Source organism: Streptomyces sp. NBC_00670 (genome assembly GCF_036226765.1).
GTDB lineage: Bacteria > Actinomycetota > Actinomycetes > Streptomycetales > Streptomycetaceae > Streptomyces.
In genome coordinates this window covers 5,315,828-5,331,352 of sequence record NZ_CP109017.1, presented here as the reverse complement: position 1 = coordinate 5,331,352, position 15,525 = coordinate 5,315,828, and the positions used below count along the sequence as shown (strand labels likewise).

The window sequence follows — 15,525 nt, the reverse complement described above, 5'->3', positions numbered from 1 at the left end:
TGCAGTTCCTGCCCCAACCCCACCGTGCCCTCAGACGTAGACCTCCGCGCGTACCGTCTTGCCCGGACCTCCGTCCGTGCGCGGCACCACCGCCCAGCGGCTCGCCAGCGCCACGACCAGACACAAGCCGCGGCCCGTCTCTGCGTCCGGCTCGGACGGCAGTGAGGGCGACTCCGGCGGCATACGGTCGCCCCGGGTGTCCGTCACTTCCACCCGTACGAGTCCCGCGGCCGGGTCGAGCCACAGGCCCAGCCTGAAGTCACGGCCAGGTACGCGGCCATGCGTCACGGCGTTCGCGGCGAGCTCCGCCACGATCAGGGTCACCGTGGTGTTCAGGTCGGACTCGTACGGGTGGCCCCAGGCGTCGAGACGGTGGGAGGCGAGCCTGCGGGCCAAGCGGGCGCCACGGGGTGTCGCCGTGAAGGTCATGCGGAACTCCCTCACGGACAACAGGTATCGACCGGTGTCCTCGGAAGAGTGCGTTTCTGTGGTCATGGCCACGAGCGTGGGCCGACGCGTTTACCTTGACCAGCAACGACATCCTCACACAGCGTCGCTGTATGGCTGCGGTGGGTGCCCTGTCGGGGTCGGTGGTGAGCCAGGTACTGGAGGGAAGATCCATGACGCAGATTCCGGAGCAGACCGCCACACGGCGGAGCGAGGACCCGGCCGACGAACTGCTGCGGTCGTTCGGCAAGCAGATCAAGATCCTCCGCGAGCGGGCCGGACACACCCAGGCTGCCCTGGCGCAGCTCCTCGGGTACAGCGAGGCTCAGATGGCGGCTATCGAGCAGGGCCGACGCATCGCACGCCCCAACACCATCGACCGGCTCGATCAACTGCTGGATGCCGAGGGAATGCTGCTCGCCATGAAGCGGCCGGTGGCGCTCACCCGGTACCCAGCCTTCTTCCGCGACGCGGCGCGGATCGAGGAGGAGGCCGTCGAGTTCCACGCGTACGCCGCCCTCGCGATCCCGGGGCTTCTACAGACGGAGGAGTACGCGAAGACCATGTTCACCGTGTGGCGCCCGCGTCGGCCCGACTCGGAGATCGAGCAGATGGTTTCGGCGCGGATGGCCCGGCACAAGCTCCTCGATCGTAAACCCGCGCCCACTCTGAGCTTCGTGATCGAGGAGTCGGTGTTGCAACGGCCCTTCGGTAGCGTGCACGTACTACGAGGGCAGCTCGAACACTTGCGCCTCGTAGGGGAGAATCCCAATGTGGAGATCCAGGTGATGCCGACCCGGAGCGTGGACCACTCAGGAGCGGATGGCCCGTTCACTCTCATGACGCCCCAAGGCGGAGACCCGGTCGCGTACATCGAGAGCCAGGGCAACGGCCGAGTGATCGCGGATCGCGAACCTGTGCGCGGCATGACCATCAGGTATGGAATCCTGCGAGCTCAGGCCCTGTCCCCTGCCGATTCCCTGCGTCATATCGAGAAGCTGCTGCAAGGAGATCTATGAACACCGAGCGGTCCGAGATCAGTTCCCTCCGCTGGATCAAAAGCAGTTACAGCGGCGGCGCCGGCGGCGAATGCGTCGAGATCGCCCCCTCCCCTGCCACCATCCACATTCGCGACTCCAAGACACCCACCCGCGCCATCCTCGCCGTACGCCCCACCACCTGGTCCGCCTTCCTAGGCCTCGCCCGCCGCCAGGGCTGACCGAAACCCGACCCGCCGGTCAACCGTGTGTGACACCTGGCTTGACCGTCCGTAGCCGTCTTGGCAGGATCGAGCTCAGCAAGCAAAACACCGCGCATATGGCTGCGCAGACCCTGTGGCCGTCCCTTCGGGGGCGGCCACAGACGTGTTCCGGGGAGGTTCGGTGCATCTGTGCTACATCGACGAGGCGGGCAATGGCCAGACACTCGACCCCGCGAGACCCGACGCCCCTCCCGTGCTCGTCGTCGGTGGCTTCACCGTGCCCCGCAACCACGTCAAGTCCCTGACCTGGGCTTTTCTCGACGTGAAGAAGCACTACCGGCCGCAGTTACAGAACGCGGAGCAGCTCTCCGAGGTGATCCAGCACGAGATCAAGGGCTCGGACGTCCGCAAGAACCTCCGCGCCGGCAACCACAACTGGCGACGTGCGGCCATGGATCTGGTGGCTTCGCTGCTCGACATACTGGAGGGCCACGAAGCCCGCGTCCTCGCCCGTGTGTGGATCAAGGAGGAGGGGCTGGCCTTCGACGAGTCCGGGGTCTATCCCGCCTCCGTCGCCGCGCTGAACGAGACCTTCCAGGCACAGCTCGCCCATGAGCACTCGCGCGGCATGATGGTGCTCGACAGCCGCACGAAGGTGAAGAACGCGCCCAATGTGCACTGTGTGACCACACGCAAGTACCGGGCAGGCGGTGACAGCCTGCGCGGGGTCATCGAGTCACCCGTTTTTGGTCACAGTGACACGCACACGCTTCTTCAGGTCGCGGACCTCTTGGTCTCGTCGCTGCTCTTCCCCATCGCCTGTCACGCCTACCTCTCCGACGTGACGTGGAACGTCCACTGCGACGACGCCTACCAGCCGTTGCGTGAGCAGTTCGGCGCGCGGCTCAAGAAGCTGCAATTCCGGTACCAGGACCCCGTGGGCAAGTGGCGGGGCGGGATCGTCGTGTCCGACCGGCGGACGCAGCAGCCGTCCAGTCTCATGTTCGGCGCCGGGAAGGCGCGGGCCCCGCTCCCGCTCATCCCCGGGCAGCCGGGCGCAGCGGACGGTGGCGTACCGCTTGTGCCTTGACGCGCGGCGGGGCGGGTCGGGGCCGTCTCAGCTGCCGCCCCCATGGGCGTACAGGAATCCACCGCTACGCGGCCAAAAGGCCGGCCGACCGCCGCTGCCACCGGTCGGCCATGGCCGTCAGGCGGGCGCGGTGAGCCGCTTGACCATGATCGCGAACGTGGGAGAGTCGTCGAACGGCTTCTGTTCGCCGATCTGTTCGTAGCTCCAGGTCTCGTAGAGCGCTCGAACCTTCGGGTGCGTCACGTCGACCAGCAGGGTGGCGATGTCCTCGTCTCGGCTGTCGAGCAGCGCCTCGTGGAGCCGGGTGGAGACGCCGGTCTTTCGCCACCTCTCCAGCACCATGAGTTCGGACAGGGCGAATGCCGTCGCTTCGGGAGCGACGGAGGCGGGGCGGTCCGAGCCCTTCCACCAGCCCCCGGAGTCGAAGGCCGCACCATAGGCGAACCCGGTTGGTGCGCCCTCCTCGAATCCGACCACGCAGGACCAGCTCTTCTTGCCGCTCCAGTGGTCGACGAACCAGGCGAAGCGTTCCCTCTCGTGGAAACAGTCCTCCTCCCCGTCGTACACCGCGTCGTGCATGTCGAGAAGCATCTCCCGGATCTCGGCAGCGTCCTTGTGCGTATAGGTCTTCAGATCCACGCCTGTGCCCTCTCCGTACAGTTCAGAGCGCCGAGCTCCCTTGAGCCCGACGACACCACGAGCTTGCGTACGTTCGCCAGGGTGTCCGTCGTGCGTTTTGATCCGCGGACCTTGGCCAGGAGTTCGGCAGCTTGATCGCCGGTACTACAGGCCAGTGCCAGGTCTCCCTGCCTGGCCTGCGCCAGAGACAGGTGCGCGACGTAGTAGGCGCGGTTGCGGACACGGTCGGAGTGGAGGGCGCCGAGTGTCCGATGCAGGTGATATTCCGCGCGGTCGGGTTCTCCGAGGCGCAACCACACGATCGAGGTCAGCCCGTCGAGTTCGGCCTCGTCGTAGAACTCGATCCAGGGGGGGTCGCTTCGCGTCAGCGTGCCGACCGAACGTCCGCTCGGCTGCGGTGAGGGCGCGGAGAGCGGCACTTCTGTCACCGCCGCCCGCATGTGCGTGAGCACCGCGCATGTGCGCCAGAGAAACGTACAGGGGGTCCTTCTTCGCGATGGGAAGGCTCTTGGCCGCGTCGGCTGCGGCAACCCCCTCCGCGTAGTCGCCTCGTTGGCCGGCCACCATCGCGAGGTGGTTCCAGACGTGATACTGGGTCTCGCTGTCGCCGGAAAGCCCGGCGAATGTGACGGCAGAGTCCAGGTGTCTGCGAGCGCGGGTACGGGCCTGGGCGTCGATCGCGGCGAAAGCCGCGGAGCACAGGACGTCCGAGGCGAGGGCGTACAGCCTGGTCCGTACCCACGTGGACGTGGCTGCCCCTCCGGCCAGCGACGACTTGATGCGCATCGCCAGTTCGACGGCGTGGTTCTCGACGCTGCGAGCCCCGCCGACCGCCTGATCCTGGGCGATGATCTCGGCGTGCTGGGCGTGGAAACGGCGCACGTCGCTCTGGCCGAGACGGGGTCGCGAGGCGCCGACTGTCGCGGCAACGGCGGTCCCGGTGGCAGCGGTGATGAAGGCACGACGGTGCACGGGGTCCTCCGAAGATGCTGGTGCCGCGTTTCCGGGCCGGGGAACGAAACCCAAGTCGATCGCCGAACGCCCAAGGACCTTTTCGATGCATAACCGCTGCTTCGCTTGTGGCCAACGGGTCGCGCCCGTGAGCCACCGGCGCACGTCCCGGTCGGTGACATGTCCTACCTGACCTGTCAGTGCGTCGATCTCCGCGTTGACGCGCCGGGCCAACTCCGCCTGGCTTATCCGGGCCTCAGCCAACACGGCTGCGAGTTCGCGGTTCTCTGCCACGACTCGAAGGTAGCCGTGCCGACATCGACCGTGACACCTCGAAGGTAAAAATCACCGGGGTCACGCCTGCCGTACGTATCGGAATCACCTGGTTCCGCTCCGTGATTGGCCGTTGACTCGACAGAGCCGCCGAGGAGCAGCGTTTTCCCGTCCTCCGGTGACGTGGAGGAGAGCCGCCCCGCGCAGCCACGCTGCGGCACGTGCGGACAGCCGTCACTCCGTCAGTCCACCCGAACCGACTCCGAGGAGCTTTCGTGACCACTTCCGCTGAGCCACTCACGAGCGCCCGTCCCTGGGGTGCCGGCCGACTCGCGCCGTACCCGGCCACCGTTCGCCGCCCGCATGCCACGGTCACCATCGACCCGGAGACCCAGGCCGGCGTGTACCGCGACCGTTTCGGCCACGTGGTCGAGATGGGCAAGCACGGCACCAGCTCCGCCACTGAGACCTCCACGACGACGAACTCCGACTCCGCGCCCGACCAGGGCCACGACCAGGACAGTCAGCAGGACGAGTGAACGCGACCGACCAGAGGCCGGTCCTGGTGGCCACCGAGGCGGACGACATCACCGCCGACATGGTGATCACCGAACTCAACCGGCGCGGTGTGCCGGTGGTCAGGTTCAATCCCGCCGACATAGGCGCGAGCCTGACGGTCTCGGCTCGGTTCGGTGCCTGCCCGGCCCCTGTGACCGGGCAGCTCCGCACCCCGTCGAGGACCGCCGACCTGGCCCTGTTACGGGCGGTGTACTGGCGTCGCCCCGTCTGGCCCGCCTTCCCGCACCTGGGCGACGAGGACGCGCGATTCGCGGCAGCGCAGGTGCGCTACGGGCTCGGGGGCACCCTCTACGCCCTCGATGGTCCGCTGTGGGTCAATCATCCACTCCGCAACGCCGCCGCGGACTACAAACCCGCCCAGCTCGCGCTCGCTCAGCGCCTCGGCCTCACCATCCCGCCGACGCTGGTGACCAACGACCCGGCAGAGGCCCGTGAGTTCGCCGTCGCCCACAGGCACGTGATCTACAAGACGCTGCGGTGGACCCCGTACGAGCGGGACGGGGTTCCGGTGACGGGGTGGGCGGAGCCGGTCACGGCTGCCGAGATCGATGACGGCGTGCGCGTGACACCCCACCTCTTCCAGGCCCGCGTGGACAAGATCGCCGACCTGCGGGTGCTGGTGGTCGGTAGGCGGGTCTTCGCCGTACGGATCGATTCCGGACTGCTGGACTGGCGCAAGGACTATTCCGCCTTGTCCTACACCGTGGTGGACCTCCCCCACCATGTGGACAAAGCTCTCCTTGCGTACCTGGATCACTTCGGGCTGGTCTCCGGAAGCTTCGACTTCGCCGTGGACCGAGCGGGTGGCCTCTGGTGGCTGGAGCTGAATCCGAACGGCCAGTGGGGCTGGCTGGAGGAGAGCACCGGATTGAGGATGGCCGCCGCCTTCGCCGACCTGTTGACACGAGGAGACTTCCGATGACCGACACCGCACCCGAGCGGCGGGCCCTCGCCGACCGGCTGGAAAAGGCCGGCGTGCTGAGGACGCCCCGGTGGCGCGCCGCGGTGGAGGCCGTGCCGCGCGAGCTGTTCCTACGCCCCGGAATCTTCCTGCCCGTGGACGGAGGGCGCTGGCGGCCGGTCACCGCGGTGGGAGCCGACCCGGCGGAATGGGCGCGAATCGTGTACAGCGACAAGTCGCTGGTCACCCAGCTCGACGGACGTCTGACCGCCGATCGGGCACCTGATCCCGTGGCGGGCTCGCCCACCTCTTCGTCCACGACCCCGGTCACCGTTGTCGACATGATCGAGCAGCTGGACGTGGAGGACGGGCACCGTGTCCTGGAGATCGGCACAGGCACCGGCTACTCCGCCGCGCTGATGTGTCACCGGCTCGGCGAAGACAACGTCACGACCGTCGAGGTGGATCCGGCGGTGGCTGCCCGTGCGGATGCCGCGCTGGAAGCGGCCGGGTTCTCGACGTGGACCGTGACCGGGGACGGGCTGCTCGGGCACCCGCGCCGTGCTCCGTACGACCGGACGATCGCCACCTGCGCCGTTCGCCGCATCCCCTACACCTGGATCAGGCAGACCAGGCCCGGTGGGACCGTCCTGGCCACCATCGGCGGGGCATGGTCCTACGGCACCGGCCTCGCGAAGGTCACCGTCGGGGAGGACGGCAGCGCCGAGGGCCGGATCATCGGCCGGTCCTCGTTCATGCAGGCAAGGTCCCAGGCGGCGGTACCGGTGACGGGTGATCTGTCCGCCCGTACCGCCTACGCCGACAGCGAGCGGGAGGCGAAGGTGGCGCCCGTCCTCCTGGAGGAGTGGATGCCCGCCTTCCTCGCCCAGCTCGCCGCCCCCGGCGCACAGTTCGTCCGCGCGGCGGCGGGCGACGGCACCCGGCTGCTGTACGTCTTCGATCCGGAGCGCGAGTCCTTTGCCGCATTCGCCTTCGGCGACGACGGCTGGACCGTCCGGCAGGGCGGCCCCGTGTGCCTGTGGGACGAGATCGAGCGGTCGCTCATCGCGTGGCAGGACGCGGGCAGCCCCGACATCACCGCCGTACGGCTCCACATCACCGCCAAAACCCACACGTACTGGATCAGCGACGATCCGGCGCTGCGCTGGCAGCAGCGTCTCGCCTGACCGCAGGGCCGACGACGGCCGTAGCCATTGGAAGCGACAGCGGAGGGGCGGCACCCGAAGACTCCGGGTGCCGCCCCTCCTGTACGTCGTGGTGGTTACGCCGCCAGCCGTTCCAGGGTCGCGTCGATCCGGGCCAGGGTCGTCTCCCTGCCCAGGACCTGGAGGGACTCGAAGAGGGGGAGGCCTACCGTGCGGCCGGTGACGGCCACGCGGACGGGGGCCTGGGCCTTGCCGAGTTTGAGGCCGTGGGTCTCGCCGGCGGTCAGGACGGCCTGCTTGAGCGACTCCGGGGACGTCCAGTCGGCCGAGTCCAGGTTTTCGCGGGCCGTGCGGAGGAGGGCGTCGCTGCCCTCCTTCATCGCCTTCGTCCACGACGCCTCGTCGAAGACCGGCTCGGCGAGGAACAGGAAGTCGACGTTGTCGGTGATCTCGGAGAGAACCTTCAGACGGGTCTGGGCGTGCGGGGCGATCGCCTGCCACTTCGACTCGTCGAAGTCCTCCGGGGCCCAGGGCGCGAAGGGGGCCTTCAGCCAGGGGGCGCAGCGCTCGGTGAAGTCCTTCACGTCGAGCAGCCGGATGTGGTCGGCGTTGATCGCCTCGGCCTTCTTCAGGTCGAAGCGGGCCGGGTTGGGGTTGACGTCGGAGATGTCGAACGCGGCGACCATCTCCGCCACCGAGAAGATGTCCCGGTCGGCCGAGAGGGACCAGCCCAGCAGGGAAAGGTAGTTGAGCAGGCCCTCGGGGAGGAAGCCGCGCTCCCGGTAGAGGTTGAGGGAGGACTGCGGGTCGCGCTTGGAGAGCTTCTTGTTGCCCTCGCCCATGACGTACGGCAGATGGCCGAAGTGCGGGACCTGCTTGGCGACGCCCAGCTCGATCAGCGCCCGGTAGAGCGCGATCTGGCGGGGGGTGGAGGAGAGCAGGTCCTCGCCGCGCAGGACGTGGGTGATCTCCATCGCCGCGTCGTCCACCGGGTTGACGAGGGTGTAGAGCGGGGCGCCGTTGGCGCGGACGATGCCGTAGTCCGGAACGTTCTCCGGGAGGTACGTGATCTCGCCGCGGACCAGGTCGTCGAAGGTGATCGCCTCGTCGGGCATGCGGAAGCGGACGATGGGCTCGCGGCCCTCCGCCTCGTACCGCTCCTTCTGCTCGGGCGTGACCGTGCGGCACGTGCCGTCGTAGCCGGAGGGGCGGCCGGCGGCGCGGGCGGCCTCGCGGCGCTCCTCCAGCTCGGAGGCGGTGCAGTAGCAGTAGTAGGCGTGGCCGGCGTCGAGCAGCTTCGCGGCGACCTCCTTGTAGAGGTCCATGCGCTGCGACTGGCGGTACGGCGCGTGCGGGCCGCCCGTCTCGGGGCCCTCGTCCCAGTCGAAGCCGAGCCAGCGCATCGCGTCCAGGAGCTGCTGGTAGGACTCCTCGGAGTCGCGGGCCGCGTCGGTGTCCTCGATACGGAAGACCGCCGTGCCGCCGGTGTGGCGGGCGTACGCCCAGTTGAACAGGGCGGTGCGGACCAGGCCCACGTGAGGGTTACCGGTGGGCGAGGGGCAGAAACGGACGCGTACAGGTGCGCTAGCCACGCTTGACAACCTTGTTGGTGAGAGTGCCGATGCCTTCGATGGTGACGGCGACCTCGTCGCCGACGTGGAGGGGGCCGACCCCTGCCGGGGTGCCGGTGAGGACGACGTCGCCGGGGAGCAGCGTCATGGCCTCGGTGATGTTGACGATCAGGTCCTCGATGGGGTGGATCATCTCGCTCGTCCGGCCGAGCTGGCGTTGTTCGCCGTTGACGGTGAGCTGGATGGTCGCGTCGTTCGCGGCGGCGAGGTCGAGGTCCGTCTCCACCCAGGGGCCGAGCGGGCAGGCGGTGTCGAAGCCCTTGGCCCTGGCCCACTGCTTCTCGCGGCGCTGGACGTCGCGGGCGGTGAGGTCGTTGGCGCAGGTGTAGCCGAGGATCACGTCCTTGACGCGGTCGCGGGGGACCTCGCGGCACATGCGGCCGATGACGACGGCGAGCTCGGCCTCGTGGTGCAGGTCCTCGGAGAAGGAGGGGTACGCGATCTCGTCGCCGTGGCCGATCACGGAGGTGGAGGGCTTGAAGAAGGCGAAGGGGGCGTCCGGGACGTCGTTGCCGAGTTCGCGGGCGTGGTCGGCGTAGTTGCGGCCGAAGGCCACGACCTTGTTGGGGAGGACGGGGGGCAGGAGGCGGACCTTGTTCAGGGGGACCTTGGTGCCGGAGAGTTCGAAGTCGGCGAAGGGGATGCCCTTGATGATGTCGAGCACGAGTTCGTCGGGGCGGGTGCCTTCCACCGCGCCGAAGGCGACGTTGCCGTCGATGGAGAACCTGGCGATGCGCACGGGATGCTCGTGCCCCTCTGTCTGTTGACCTGGTCTTCTCTGTGCCGGCTCGCGGCCGTGGGGCGGGCCGGCAGGGGTTCGGTGACCAGGCTAGCGCGCGGGGGTGGGGGCTCGCCCGGGGAGGGTTTTCGCCCCCGCCGCCCTTACCCTTCCCATCCCTTCAAGGGGCTCCGCCCCTTGGACCCCGGGGGTGCGTGGTCGGGTGCGGGTGGGTGGGGGCTTCTCGCGCAGTTCCCCGCGCCCCTGGAGGAGCACGGTGAGTGCTCGCGCACACCGCGGCGGAGCCGCGCAGAGGACACAGCCCCGCGCCCCTTGCAGGGGCACGGCGAGTGCTCGCGCCCCCGCGGCGGAACCGCGCAGACGACACAGGGCCGCGCCCCTTACGGGCGCCCCTCTACTCCGTCGCCGTCGTCTGCGTCGGGATTTCCATGAGGACCGTGCGGCGGGGGTTGGCCGTTTGGGTGGGGAGGTCGACGGGGTGTTCCGGGAGGTGAGACGTTTCCAGTTCGTCCGCGTCGGCCAGGTGGGCCAGGGTCGTGCGGCGCGGGTTGGCAATGTTGCGGAACATCATCGTCGTCTTCACGGTTGTACTGGACCTCGTCGTGAGAGCGCCCGGCGGTACTCCCGCGAAGGGGCCGCTCCGGGCGGGTTGTCGGTTTCGCCTTCTCTGTAAAGCGTCAGGCTAAACATCCAATTCCCGGGGGAACTCGTGAAGACGCCTTGATCTCCATGTGAGTTTGCTCACTTACCCATACATAAAAAGGTCGAATCGGACTCTCACCTTCCGGACCCGAAAGGGGCATTACGGAACCAACTCGCACATTCCTCTCCTGATCATGGCGACTGGGACACCGAGCCTTGGCCAACGGCTCGTAGGGATATGTCCGGTATGCACGCGCAGCCTCTCTACGCCCGGTGACCCACTCCTCACATCCCGTCACCGTGGTCACGGGGTCGCCCATGGGCCTTGTTGGAGATCCGGCACTGTGCTGGAATCTCACGGACCGCCGCAGGATCGAGCCGGCGCACAGGGGGCGCACCAGCGCCGGGTGGCGGCGAGATAGGGGGAACCAGCGCCGGTCACTCACGACCACCATGGGGGGCGTATTTCAGGGCGCCCCCCACGACGCCGACACCGTCCCGCCGTTCACGCGGAGGGGCGCCTGGTCCAGAGGTTGCGACGCTAGTGCAGGGACGTTTCAAGAGGGATGGCAGTGCTTCGGCGGAGCCGGAGCCGCACGGCGGGACTGGCCCCAATGCCGGCAGTTCCTCCCCCCAGCGCGCCCAGAACCCGGCGCCGACCGCCGCCGGGCCCGACTCCTCCGGCCGTCCGGGCGGGAACTCCTCCGCCCAGGGGCGCAGCGGCGGGCCCACCGCGGCCGCGGGACGCCCGGGCGCGGCCCCGGACGCCACGCCGCCGGCCAAGCCCAAGGCCTCCGGCCCGACCGGTCCCGGCCCGCGAATAGCCCTGCGCAACTGGCGCATCTCGACTCGTCTGGTCTCCCTGCTCGCCCTCCCCGTGGTCGCCGCGACCTCGCTGGGCGCGCTGCGGATCAGCGACTCCATGGACGAGATCAAGCAGCTCGACAACATGGAGCTGCTGACCAACATGACGCAGCAGGCCACCGAGCTGGCCGCCGCGCTGCAGAACGAGCGCGACCAGTCGGCGGGCCCGTTGGCCAACGGCGCCAAGGCCAACGACTTCACCGTCAAGGGCTCGCGGGAGAAGACCGACCAGGCGCGCGTCGCCTTCGTGGACGCCACCCAGGACATCAACGACGCGGCCGGCGACGGCAACCTCTCCGGTGTGCGCGAGACGGTCGTGGGCCTCGTGGGCGAGCTGGGCAACCTCAGCTCGATCCGCAACGACGCCTACCAGAACGAGAAGAACTCCGCGCAGACGGTCGAGGCGTACCACCGGCTGATCACCCAGCTGCTCGACCTCTCCCAGGACATGGCGCAGGCGACCAGCAACCCGGAGATGATCCAGCGCACCCGCGCGCTGACGGCCTTCTCCACCGCCAAGGAGTACGCCTCCGAGCAGCGCGCCATCATCGCGGCGGCGCTGCCCACCACGAACGACACGTTCGGCAAGCTCTCCGAGAGCGACCGTCAGTACGGCCAGTCCGCCCTCGAGGGCGAGGACTCCGAGATGAAGAGCTTCTCGGACATCTACGGCGACGGCGTCACCGAGCTGCTGAAGCCGATCGCCAACGGCAACGCCACCGTCGAGGCCTCGGACAACTACGCCACCCGCGTGCTGCGCAACACGGACGGCATGCGCACGCAGAACAAGCAGTCGTACAAGGACTGGATCGACGACGACTCGAACAAGATCGAGCTGATGTCGAAGATCGAGACCGGTCTGCTCACCGAGATGGAGCAGAAGGCGCGTGAGCTGCGCAACGAGTCGCAGCAGGAAGCGATCATCTCCGGTGCGCTGATCCTGCTCGTCCTCGGTGTCTCGCTGGTCGGCGCCTTCATCGTGGCCCGCTCCATGATCCGCTCGCTGCGCCGGCTTCAGGAGACCGCCACCAAGGTCGCCCAGGACCGGCTGCCCGAGCTGGTGCAGCAGCTGTCCGAGTCCGACCCGCAGGACGTGGACACGTCCGTGGAGTCGGTCGGTGTGCACTCCCGGGACGAGATCGGCCAGGTGGCCGCGGCCTTCGACCACGTGCACCGCGAGGCGGTCCGGCTCGCCGCCGAGCAGGCCCTGCTGCGGGGCAACGTCAACGCGATGTTCACCAACCTCTCGCGCCGGTCGCAGGGTCTGATCCAGCGTCAGCTCTCGCTCATCTCCGAACTGGAGTCCCGCGAGGCCGACCCGGACCAGCTGTCCTCGCTGTTCAAGCTGGACCACCTCGCGACCCGTATGCGCCGGAACGGTGAGAACCTCCTGGTCCTCGCGGGTGAGGAGCCGGGCCGCCGGTGGACCCGTCCGGTCCCGCTGGTCGACGTGCTCCGTGCCGCCGCCTCCGAGGTGGAGCAGTACGAGCGCATCGAGCTGGCCGCGGTGCCGACGACCGAGGTCGCCGGCCGCGTCGTCAACGACCTCGTGCACCTGCTCGCCGAGCTGCTGGAGAACGCGACATCGTTCTCCTCCCCGCAGACCAAGGTGAAGGTCACCGGTCACGCGCTGCCCGACGGGCGGGTGCTGATCGAGATCCACGACACCGGCATCGGCCTCTCCCCCGAGGACCTCGCCTCCATCAACGAGCGGCTCGCCTCGCCGCCCACCGTGGACGTCTCCGTCTCCCGCCGCATGGGTCTGTTCGTGGTCGGCCGGCTCTCCCAGCGCCACGGCATCCGCATCCAGCTGCGCCCGTCGGACTCCGGCGGTACGACCGCGCTGGTCATGCTCCCCGTCGACGTCGCCCAGGGCGGCAAGAAGCCGCAGGGCAAGCCCGGCCAGGGCGGCCCCACCGGCGGTCCCGCCGCCGCGGCGGCAGCGGCCGGTGCGGCCGCGGCCCGCCGCCAGAACGGCGGCCAGCAGGGCGGCGCGCTCGGCGCCGGTGACCCCGCGGGCGGCGGTCTGCTCGGCGGTGCCCCGCAGCGCGGGCAGGTCGGCGCGGGCCAGGGGCCGCGGGCGGCGCTGCCCGGCGCGGGCCAGGGCGGCTCGGCCGGGCGGACCGGGCGGTGCCCGGGGTCCGCATGCGGGCGGCGGCGCCCCCTCGCTGTTCGAGCAGAACGCCTTCGAGCCCGGTGCCCCCGGCGGTGCCCCGCAGGGCCGGCCGGCCCCGGCGGGCGCGGGCGGCGGCTACGGCCAGGGCGCGCCCGGCGCCCCGCAGGGGTTGCAGGCGGCCCAGGCCTTCCAGGACTCCGGCGCTCCGGGTCAGGGCGGCTTCGACGGCGGGCCCGGCGCCCGCCCGGCGGCCGGCGGCTTCGACGAGAACGCGGGCCGGGCCCCGCAGGAGCGGCAGCCCCGTGAGGGCGGTGGCCGGCGCAGGCCGCTGCTGCCCGGCCGCGGCGGCCCCCGCGCGGAGCTGCCCGGCGGCAACCAGCAGCCCCGTACGCCCGGTTGGGGCGAGGAGAACGCGCAGCGCCCCTCGCTGGACGCCCCGCGCGGCCACGAGGAGCCGGACGCCCTCACCTCGACCTCGCAGATGCCGCGGATCGACGACCGGCAGGGGCCGGGGTCGACCGCGGAGATCCCGCAGCTCGGCGAGCCGTTGCACGGGTTCAACGGACAGCTCGACGACCAGCTGGACAGCCAGGGCGGCGGCTTCACCGGCCCGAACGCCCCGGCCGGCGACTACTCCGCCCCGGGCGCCGAGTTCCCGCGCCGGGACACGGGTGGTCCGCAGCACACCGGGTCGTTCGTCCGCTCGGACGTGTTCGGCGGCCCCCAGCAGAACGGTCCCCAGCAGGGCGGCCCCCACCAGGGCGGTCCGCAGCAGGGCGCCCCGCAGCCGAACGGTCCCCACCAGAACGGCCGGCCGAACGCCCCGCGTCCGAACGTGCAGCGTCCGGGCACGACCCGGCCGGGCGGCCCCGCCTCCTACCCGGGCCAGGACACCGGTCAGTTCCCCGCGCAGCGCGGACAGGAGACCGGCCAGTACCCCGCCCAGCAGGCCCGGCACGGCCAGGACACCGGCCAGTTCGCCACCCCGCACCAGGCCCACGACACCGGGCAGTTCCCGGCCGTCGGCCGCGATCAGGGGCAGAACCGGAACCAGGGCCAGGACACCGGCCAGTACGCCCCGCAGGGCTACGCCGGCCAGGACCCGTCGTCCACCGGCCAGTTCCCGGTCCAGGGCTACGGCGCCCAGGACCCGGCGGCCACGTCCACCGGCCAGTTCGAGCGGCCGCAGGTGAACGGCGGCGCTCCCGACTTCGGCGCGCCCCGGCCGGCCGCCCCGCAGCGCCCGGTGCACCGCGAGCCGGAGGCGCTGCCCCCGGCCACCGGTCCCGGCGACGGCCGTACCCCGCTGTACGAGGCCCTCGAGACCAACTGGTTCCACGGCGCGGGCCGCGCCGACGGACCGCAGCAGGCGCCCTCCGCCCCGGCACCCCGGCCGGCGGCCGCCCCGGCGCCCGCTCCCGCCCCCTCCCCCGCTCCCGAGCGGCGTCCGGCCGAGGCGGCCTGGCGCAGCTCGCCCAACGACGACCTGGTCCGGCAGGCGGAACGCGTACGGCAGCCGCAGTCCGGTGGTGTCACCACCTCGGGACTGCCGCGACGGGTGCCGCGCGCCAACCTCGTACCGGGCACGGCACAGCAGCAACAGCACCAAACCGGTCCGCAGGTCTCGCGTGCGCCCGATGACGTACGCGGCCGGCTGACCAATCTCCGACGGGGCATCGCCCAGGGTCGTCAGGCCGGTCCCGGCCCCGGCCAGACCGGCAGCTTCCCCAGCCCCACTCACCAGCAGGAGCGTTAGTTGAGCCCGATGAGCCAGGCGGCACAGAACCTCAACTGGTTGATCACCAACTTCGTGGACAACACCCCCGGGGTGTCCCACACCGTCGTCGTGTCCGCCGACGGACTCCTTCTGGCGATGTCGGAAGGGTTCCCGCGGGACCGTGCGGACCAGCTCGCGGCCGTCGCGTCCGGCCTCACCTCGCTGACGGCCGGGGCCTCCCGGATCTTCGAGGGCGGCAACGTGGCGCAGACGGTCGTGGAGATGGAGCGCGGCTTCCTCTTCCTGATGTCCATCTCCGACGGCTCGTCCCTGGCCGTGCTCGCGCACCCCGAGTGCGACATCGGTCTCGTCGGCTACGAGATGGCGCTGCTGGTCGACCGTGCGGGCGCGGTGCTCACACCGGACCTGCGCGCCGAACTCCAAGGCAGTCTGCTCCACTGATCGGCCCGGTACCACCCACCTCACCAAATCACCGTCCGGCCGCCACAATCCCCCCACCGGCCCCGTCAGACGGCACGACCGACCGACCTGCTGTCCCGCCCGGAGGA

The 15,525-nt window shown here is 70.2% G+C and carries 13 protein-coding genes and 1 pseudogene; 8 read left to right on the top strand and 6 right to left on the bottom strand.

Features of this window, described 5'->3' with window-relative positions:
- Positions 1-30: 30 nt before the first annotated feature.
- A complete protein-coding gene (locus tag OIE12_RS23785; RefSeq protein WP_443053893.1) occupies positions 31-495 on the bottom strand; it encodes an ATP-binding protein in 465 nt (154 codons plus the stop codon).
- Positions 496-620: 125 nt separating this feature from the next.
- Between OIE12_RS23785 and OIE12_RS23780 the strand changes: the two genes are divergently transcribed.
- From OIE12_RS23780 to OIE12_RS23770, 3 genes are all read left to right on the top strand, one after another.
- Complete coding sequence (locus OIE12_RS23780; RefSeq protein WP_329138539.1) at positions 621-1,466, top strand: helix-turn-helix domain-containing protein; 846 nt, start codon at positions 621-623, stop codon at positions 1,464-1,466.
- Complete coding sequence (locus tag OIE12_RS23775; protein WP_329138537.1) at positions 1,463-1,666, top strand: DUF397 domain-containing protein; 204 nt, start codon at positions 1,463-1,465, stop codon at positions 1,664-1,666. Before OIE12_RS23780 ends, OIE12_RS23775 begins: the two co-directional genes overlap by 4 nt.
- Positions 1,667-1,829: 163 nt before the next feature.
- Entirely contained in the window at positions 1,830-2,738 is a 909-nt protein-coding gene (locus tag OIE12_RS23770; RefSeq protein ID WP_329138535.1) for a DUF3800 domain-containing protein, read from the top strand.
- 117 nt (positions 2,739-2,855) lie between these two features.
- Here the strand turns inward: OIE12_RS23770 and OIE12_RS23765 are convergent, their stop codons facing one another.
- Together OIE12_RS23765 and OIE12_RS23760 are read right to left on the bottom strand one after the other, a co-directional pair.
- Positions 2,856-3,377, bottom strand: a complete 522-nt coding sequence (locus OIE12_RS23765) for a GNAT family N-acetyltransferase (RefSeq protein ID WP_329138533.1) — start codon at positions 3,375-3,377, stop codon at positions 2,856-2,858.
- Positions 3,368-3,829 (bottom strand): hypothetical protein, encoded by a 462-nt coding sequence (locus tag OIE12_RS23760; RefSeq protein WP_329138531.1) that lies wholly within the window; start codon positions 3,827-3,829, stop codon positions 3,368-3,370. The genes OIE12_RS23765 and OIE12_RS23760 overlap by 10 nt, the downstream gene beginning before the upstream one ends.
- 1,047 nt (positions 3,830-4,876) lie before the next feature.
- Here OIE12_RS23760 and tgmA point away from each other — a divergent pair.
- Genes tgmA through tgmC form a run of 3 tightly spaced genes read left to right on the top strand, consistent with a single transcriptional unit; the run spans position 4,877 to position 7,268 of the window.
- Positions 4,877-5,140, top strand: a complete 264-nt coding sequence (tgmA, locus tag OIE12_RS23755) for a putative ATP-grasp-modified RiPP (RefSeq protein WP_329138529.1) — start codon at positions 4,877-4,879, stop codon at positions 5,138-5,140.
- A complete protein-coding gene (gene tgmB / locus OIE12_RS23750) occupies positions 5,137-6,102 on the top strand; it encodes an ATP-grasp ribosomal peptide maturase (protein ID WP_329138527.1) in 966 nt (321 codons plus the stop codon). Before tgmA ends, tgmB begins: the two co-directional genes overlap by 4 nt.
- A complete protein-coding gene (gene tgmC, locus OIE12_RS23745; protein WP_329138525.1) occupies positions 6,099-7,268 on the top strand; it encodes an ATP-grasp peptide maturase system methyltransferase in 1,170 nt (389 codons plus the stop codon). The genes tgmB and tgmC overlap by 4 nt, the downstream gene beginning before the upstream one ends.
- A gap of 95 nt (positions 7,269-7,363) precedes the next feature.
- Here tgmC and gltX read toward each other — a convergent pair whose 3' ends face one another.
- The 3 genes from gltX to OIE12_RS23730 all read right to left on the bottom strand — a co-directional run bounded on the left by gltX (position 7,364) and on the right by OIE12_RS23730 (position 10,200).
- Positions 7,364-8,839: a glutamate--tRNA ligase gene (gene gltX, locus OIE12_RS23740; RefSeq protein WP_443053892.1), complete on the bottom strand. Its 1,476-nt coding sequence runs from the start codon at positions 8,837-8,839 to the stop codon at positions 7,364-7,366.
- The gene (locus OIE12_RS23735) at positions 8,832-9,617 is read right to left on the bottom strand and encodes a fumarylacetoacetate hydrolase family protein (protein ID WP_329138521.1); all 786 of its coding nucleotides are present in this window, start codon (positions 9,615-9,617) and stop codon (positions 8,832-8,834) included. Before OIE12_RS23735 ends, gltX begins: the two co-directional genes overlap by 8 nt.
- Positions 9,618-10,011: 394 nt before the next feature.
- Complete coding sequence (locus tag OIE12_RS23730) at positions 10,012-10,200, bottom strand: hypothetical protein (RefSeq protein WP_329138519.1); 189 nt, start codon at positions 10,198-10,200, stop codon at positions 10,012-10,014.
- A 603-nt stretch (positions 10,201-10,803) separates the two neighbouring features.
- Here OIE12_RS23730 and OIE12_RS23725 point away from each other — a divergent pair.
- Together OIE12_RS23725 and OIE12_RS23720 are read left to right on the top strand one after the other, a co-directional pair.
- Positions 10,804-14,995: pseudogene (locus tag OIE12_RS23725) on the top strand (nitrate- and nitrite sensing domain-containing protein).
- 9 nt (positions 14,996-15,004) lie between these two features.
- Positions 15,005-15,418, top strand: a complete 414-nt coding sequence (locus tag OIE12_RS23720) for a roadblock/LC7 domain-containing protein (RefSeq protein ID WP_030382516.1) — start codon at positions 15,005-15,007, stop codon at positions 15,416-15,418.
- Positions 15,419-15,525: the final 107 nt, after the last annotated feature.

Coding starts and splice junctions, on each gene's coding strand:
- OIE12_RS23785 (WP_443053893.1), bottom strand. CDS start 495: ATGACCACAGAAACGCACTCTTCCGAGGACACCGGTCGATACCTGTTG.
- OIE12_RS23780 (WP_329138539.1), top strand. CDS start 621: ATGACGCAGATTCCGGAGCAGACCGCCACACGGCGGAGCGAGGACCCG.
- OIE12_RS23775 (WP_329138537.1), top strand. CDS start 1,463: ATGAACACCGAGCGGTCCGAGATCAGTTCCCTCCGCTGGATCAAAAGC.
- tgmC (WP_329138525.1), top strand. CDS start 6,099: ATGACCGACACCGCACCCGAGCGGCGGGCCCTCGCCGACCGGCTGGAA.
- OIE12_RS23720 (WP_030382516.1), top strand. CDS start 15,005: ATGAGCCAGGCGGCACAGAACCTCAACTGGTTGATCACCAACTTCGTG.